Origin of the sequence: Paenibacillus forsythiae T98 (assembly GCF_000520735.1) — a bacterium.
In the GTDB taxonomy this organism is placed as follows: domain Bacteria; phylum Bacillota; class Bacilli; order Paenibacillales; family Paenibacillaceae; genus Paenibacillus_AQ; species Paenibacillus_AQ forsythiae.
Window position 1 is genome coordinate 1 of sequence record NZ_ASSC01000587.1, and the last position, 6,051, is coordinate 6,051.

At 55.3% G+C, this 6,051-nt stretch carries 5 protein-coding genes; 4 read left to right on the forward strand and 1 reads right to left on the reverse strand.

The window, feature by feature from the left end; genetic code table 11:
* Together L692_RS0118425 and L692_RS0118430 are read left to right on the forward strand one after the other, a co-directional pair.
* Positions 1-1,148: amidohydrolase family protein (locus L692_RS0118425; protein ID WP_025701554.1), on the forward strand; the 1,148-nt coding region annotated here is incomplete at its 5' end.
* A gap of 133 nt (positions 1,149-1,281) precedes the next feature.
* Complete coding sequence (locus tag L692_RS0118430; protein ID WP_025701555.1) at positions 1,282-3,087, forward strand: LTA synthase family protein; 1,806 nt, start codon at positions 1,282-1,284, stop codon at positions 3,085-3,087.
* Between the two features lie 65 nt (positions 3,088-3,152).
* Here the strand turns inward: L692_RS0118430 and L692_RS30735 are convergent, their stop codons facing one another.
* Complete coding sequence (locus tag L692_RS30735) at positions 3,153-4,301, reverse strand: GH25 family lysozyme (RefSeq protein WP_025701556.1); 1,149 nt, start codon at positions 4,299-4,301, stop codon at positions 3,153-3,155.
* Between the two features lie 360 nt (positions 4,302-4,661).
* On the opposite strand from L692_RS30735, the gene L692_RS0118440 reads away from it, so the two are divergent.
* Together L692_RS0118440 and L692_RS34065 are read left to right on the forward strand one after the other, a co-directional pair.
* A complete protein-coding gene (locus L692_RS0118440) occupies positions 4,662-5,834 on the forward strand; it encodes a radical SAM/SPASM domain-containing protein (RefSeq protein WP_025701557.1) in 1,173 nt (390 codons plus the stop codon).
* A gap of 40 nt (positions 5,835-5,874) precedes the next feature.
* A partial coding sequence (locus tag L692_RS34065; protein ID WP_156940497.1) for a radical SAM protein occupies positions 5,875-6,051 on the forward strand: 177 nt, incomplete at its 3' end.

The window sequence follows — 6,051 nt, forward strand, 5'->3', positions numbered from 1 at the left end:
TTCCGGGCACGGTCAACGCGCATAATCACTCCTTCCAGAGCCTGCTGCGGGGAATTGCGGCGGACCGGCCATTTTTGGAATGGAGAGAGCAGGCTCTGTATAAATATACGCCGTTATTGGATGAGGAAGCGATATACACCGGCGCTCTGTTGGCCTTTGGCGAAATGCTCAAATACGGCGTGACTACGGTCAGCGACTTCTTCTATGTGCATAACGGCGGAACCGCTATGGATGAAGCCGTAATCAAGGCGGCCGGGGATTTGGGGATTCGGCTTGTAATGGCGCGGACGATGTATGATTGGGGCGGAGCTCCCGCCAGCTACCGGGAAACGGTGCGGGACGCGATCAGGCGCACCCGGGAGCTGGCTGTACACTACCAGGGAAATCCGATGGTGACCGTCCATCCCGCGCCGCACAGTCCGCACGCGGCTTCGCCGGAGATGATCCGGGCCGGTCACAAGCTCGCGCTGGAGCTGGATACGCCTGTTCACATCCATGTGGCGGAAGAGCCGTTCGAGGTAGAGGAGACGCTCGCCAAATACGGGCTGCGGACGGTTCATTATCTGAATAAGCTCGGCGTCCTGGATGAGCGGATGATTGCCGTCCATCTCGTGTGGCTGGAGGATTCCGAAATCCGGCTGCTTGGAGAGAAAGGCGCGGGCTTGGCCTATTGTCCCTCCAGCAACATGTTCCTGTCGGACGGAGTCACGAATATTCCCGGCCTGCTCGCGGCGGGCGTGCGGGTATCGCTCGGTACGGACGGCGCTTGCAGCAACAACCGGATCAGCGTGTTTGAAGAGATGCGAATGTGCTCCCTGCTTCAGAAGGTTACCCGGCTGGACGGCACCTGCATTAACGCCGGGCAGGTCTTTCATATGGGAACGAGGGCCGGCGGCGAGCTGCTGCGGCTGCCCGTAGGGGACATCCGGCCGGGATATTGCGCGGATTTCATCTCAGTGGACCTGAATGATCTTTCACTTTCGCCAACAAGCGAGCTGTTCGCCCATATCGTGTACTCCATGCAGCCGACCGCGATCAGGGATGTGGTCGTTAACGGCAAGCTCGTAGTCGGCGGCGGCCGGCTTCTCACGGTGAAGGAATCGGACATCGTGCACAAGATCAATGCTCTGCTGGGCAGGTGGGGGTGAATTTATAACGGCTGCCGTCCTTGATAAAGGACGCCCCAGCCGTTTTTTCTTATGAAAAAACGGGATTTTTTAAGTTCTTTTTAAGAAAAGTGGCGTATACTGAATGCTTAATATAGATAAGGAGAGGGTCAGGTTGCGCCATTATATGCCCGGCAGACGGCTGGGAATCATGCTGCTGACTTTTTTGGTCGGCGGATTCGTACTCAATTTCATCATGCAGGCCGCATCGCTTGGGATGGATGTCGGAAGCGTTTTCGCCTGGATTTCGAGGTACTACTGGCTGTATGCGGCCGGCAGTCTGTTTTTTTTCTTCGTGCTGCTCGCATTTGCGGCGGTTATACCGAATTTATACGCAGGCTCCTTGATCGCCTTTATCGCCTGCGCCATTCTGGGCATCGCCAATTACAAAAAGCTTGGGACGACGGGGGAACCGCTGTTTCCATGGGACCTTATGCTGGTCAAAAACGCTGGTGAAATGAGCAAGATTACCCAGGGTATGGTTTCGCCGCTGGCGCTTGTGCTGGCTGTGGTTCTGATTGCGGGACTGATCTATCTGCTGCGCAAGCTTCCCAGAATCCGGATCGGACTGCCGCTGCGGGCGGGATTTACGGTTCTTTCGGCGGCCATGATTGCCGGATTTATCGTGATGGTCGGCGGGCATTCCACGCTTGCGACCTCCATTCACTATCAGGATATTTACTGGGACCAGAAGGCGAATTATACGCATAACGGATTCTTGTTCGCTTTCGCAGGCAATCTGAAGCAGAAGGTAATGGAGAAGCCGGAGAATTACAGCCGGGAAGCGATAACCCGAATCGCGGAAAAATACGGCGCCCTGCCGGACAGCAGCGCTGCATCTGCGCCTGCCGAGGCTCCCAATATCATGTACATGATGGACGAAGCCTTCTTTGATCCGACGCGTCTTCCCTCCTTCACCTTCAGTGAAGACCCGCTGAAATTCATTCACCGGGAAGAGAACAATACGCCGTCCGGCTATATGCTGTCCCCCGAATTTGGCGGCAATACGGCCAATATCGAGTTCGAGGCGCTGACGGGAATGTCAATGTATTTTCTTAACGACGGCTCCATCCCTTACCAGCAGCGTATCGTGAAAATGTCCTCGCTGCCTTCGATCGTCAGCATCCTCAAGGACAGGGGATACCGGGCGCTGGCGATTCATCCGTTCGACGAGACGTTCTACAACCGGAACAAGGTCTATCCGGTGCTCGGGTTTGACCGGTTTATAAGCCAGGATCAAATGACGGACGCCAAGCGGATTACGCCGGAAGGCTATATTTCCGATCTGTCCGCTATCAAGGAGGCCGTGCGCCAGCTGGAGAGCTCCGGGCAGCCGACATTCCTGCATCTGGTTACGATGCAGAATCATTTTCCGTTCGTCAAGGGCCATAACGGGCCGAACACGATAACCGTCGGCGGTGTGAAGCCGGAGAGGAAGAACGAGCTGGAGACGTATGTCCAGGATACGAAGCTGACCGACGAGGCGCTGGCCTATCTGGCCGAAGAGCTGAAGGCGATCAAGCGGCCCACGGTGGCCGTATTCTGGGGCGACCATCTTCCGGCGCTGTCGGCCGATATCTATACACAGGCGGGCTGGGACGCGAATCCCAGACTGAAGCATGAGACGAAGCTGCTCTATATGGCCAACTTTGATATCGGCAAGCAGCCGGTGGGCACTCTCAGTCCCGCTTTTATCGGGCCGACGGTCTTTGAGCTGGCGGGACAGAGGCTGCCCGCATACTACAAGCTGCTGGACAAGGTGAAATCGGAGCTTCCGGGCTTAAGCAAAAGTGTGCTGATCGGACCGTCCGGCGTCATTACCGGATTGACCGCGGAGCAGCAGGCGCTTCTTGACGATTACCGGTTAGTGGAATACGACATGCTGGAGGGAGAGAATTACTCGCAGGATCTGCTGTTCTGACAAGGGGATTCTGCAAAAGAAACGGATGCGGCGCTCATATGGGGGCCGCATCCGTTTTTTCTAGGCTATGGCAAAGCCAGCGAAGACCGCAATTCCTCAATCGAACCATTATAGTAGTTAAGGTCTACGTTTCCGTTGATGCCGGGAATGGCGCCGGACTCTGTATACTGCCAGATGTCCCAGTTGTTCCAAGCCTGAATATTCTGGGGAGGCTTGCTGCTGTACTTGGCGATCCACAGCTTATAGTCCGAGAAAGAGGAATCGAAATTCGAGGAAAAGTAGCTTCCGGTATAGATCATGGGCCGGCAGCCGGTCAAGACCTCCAGCTCGTCCAGAAAGGCTCTGGCTACCTCTCTGATCTCCTCCGGCGCCAGCTTTCCGGGGTTGTTCTCATAGTCCATAACAGGCGGCATATCGAGCTGGGATATGCCCCCGGCTTCTTCAATCGCGCTTGCGAAATTGTCAGCCTCCAGACGCGCGTTCTCGGGTGTCACGGCGTTAAGAAAATGATACGCCCCCGCCAGCAAACCGGCTTCCCTGGCGCCTTGAAGGTTGCCTGCGAACTTGTTGTCCCGGAATTTTTTGCCTTCGGATGCCTTGATAAACACAAAATGATAGCCTTCGTCCGCTACCCGGGACCAGTCGATTTGCCCGTTGTGATGCGAGACGTCCAGTCCCTGCGCATAGCGGTCTGCGGCACTGGCCGGAGTTTCTCCCGGTTCGTATACATTGCCGATCACTTCGTCGCCGGATGGCGGGACGTCGCCGTTGGCGTCGGAGACAGGACGGGTCAGCGTGATCAGCTTGTCCGTTTGATCCCAGTAGACGCCCAGACCCATTTGTTCTCCCACAAAGCGGAGGGGGATCAGGGTGGTGCCGTTCTTTACAATCGGCGCGGCAATCAGGGAGACATTTTGTCCATTCACGTCCGCTTTCGAACTGCCGATCTGTAACCGGATTGTCCGATCAGATTGTGTAACCGTCACCGTATTTGTCCCCCTGGTCCAGTCCACGCTGAATCCGAGCTCCTCCACGATCACCCGTATGGGTACGACAATACTGTTATGTACAGTTATAACCTGCCTGTCGCCGGTCAGATCAAGCTCATGCCCGTCCAGAATAATCCGTGTTGCGGCGGGCGCCGCATAGGTCTGTACAGACCATGCCAGGATGATGAGGATGAAGATCATTGCTGCAAAACTGATTTTTCGCATAGATTTCCCGCCAATCAAAAGAAATTTTTCCCAAATATATATACATAGACCCGATTGGTTTGGAAAAAGTTTCGATTTGCTGCAAAAAACTTCCGAAAAATAAAGCGGCCCGTTCCCGGCTAACGTGCCGTGAACAGACCGCTTCCGGATATGCGCCTCTTCGCTTACACAAAACCCTGTTGCCGGATGGGGGACATACGGCTCCTCCAGCCTCCGGATTTCATCCCCGGTCAGCCGGGTGACGGATGCAGTAGCATGAATGCGGCACAAGAGCAAGAAAAAAGCGCATAGCTTTATTTTCGTTAGGCGTTGTATGGTTGATGGGATTGTATCTAAATTCAGGGAAATGAGGGAGCGGAAATGATTAATGTAACGAAACTGCTTACCGGCATGAAGGGAGAAGGCGACGACCTTCGTTATACCATTAAGCCGGGACACAAGCCGCATGGCGTTTCCGCGGGCAGAGGGCCTGTCGTTGTATGGAATTCGACACGGGCGTGCAATTTGACCTGTAAGCATTGTTATGCGAATGCCTGTCCTGCCCATGATCCCGATGAAATGTCAACGGAGGAAGCGAAGGCGTTCATAGATGACCTGGCCGCTTTCCAGGCGCCTGTCCTGCTGTTTTCCGGCGGAGAGCCGCTGATCCGTAAAGATATTGTTGAGCTGATTGCTTACGCCTCAAGCAAGGGGCTGCGGCCGGTAATATCGACCAACGGCACGTTGATTACGGCCGACAAGGCGAAAAGCTTAAAGGAAGCCGGGATCAAATATGTCGGTGTCAGCCTGGATGGACTCGAAGAGCGCCATGATGAATTTCGCGGACGAAAGGGAGCCTTTGAGCAGGCGCTTCAAGGTATCCGCAACTGCTTGTCCATCGGCCAGAAGGTCGGCGTCCGGTTCACGATCAGCAGACATACATACGAAGACCTCGGCGGAGTCCTGGATCTGATCGAACGGGAAAATATTCCGCGCGCCTGCTTCTACCATCTCGTCTATTCCGGACGGGGGAGCGCCCTGCAGCAAGAGGATGTTACCCATGAACAGTCCCGGCATGCGCTGGATCTGATTATGGCCAAAACGCTGGATTTGCACAGCAAAGGCAAGCAGGTGGAGCTGCTGACCGTGGATAACCATGCGGATGGAGTGTATTTATACCAGTGGATGCTGGAGCATGACCCGCAGCGCGCGGACGAGCTGCTTGGACTCCTTCGGAGAAACGGAGGCAACCGTTCCGGAATAGCGATCGGCTGCGTCGATTGGCACGGCAACGTCTATCCCGACCAGTTCACCAGAGATGTCGAAATCGGCAATATCCGCAAGCAGAAATTCAGCGAAATCTGGCGAGAGGCCGCCCACCCGCTGATGGCGGGGCTGCGCGACCGCAAACCGCTGCTTAAGGGACGCTGCGGCGAATGCCAATGGCTGGACGTCTGCAACGGAAACTTCCGGGCCAGAGCTTCTGTGAGCGGAGATTTCTGGGCGGAGGACCCGTCCTGCTATTTGACCGACCGTGAAATTGGAATCGTATAAATTGGAATCGTATAACGCGGGAAAGGAAGGCTGAATACGCATGCTCGTTTCCTGGAATGTGACCAAGAAATGCAACTTATACTGTGAACACTGCTACCGGGATTCCGGACCGGCTTCGCCCGTAGAGGACCAGCTGTCCACGGAGGAAGGCATCCGGCTTATTGATCAGATCAAGCAGGCCGGGTTCAGGCTGCTCATATTCAGCGGCGGCGAGCCG

Coding starts and splice junctions, on each gene's coding strand:
- L692_RS30735 (WP_025701556.1), bottom strand. CDS start 4,301: ATGCGAAAAATCAGTTTTGCAGCAATGATCTTCATCCTCATCATCCTG.
- L692_RS0118440 (WP_025701557.1), top strand. CDS start 4,662: ATGATTAATGTAACGAAACTGCTTACCGGCATGAAGGGAGAAGGCGAC.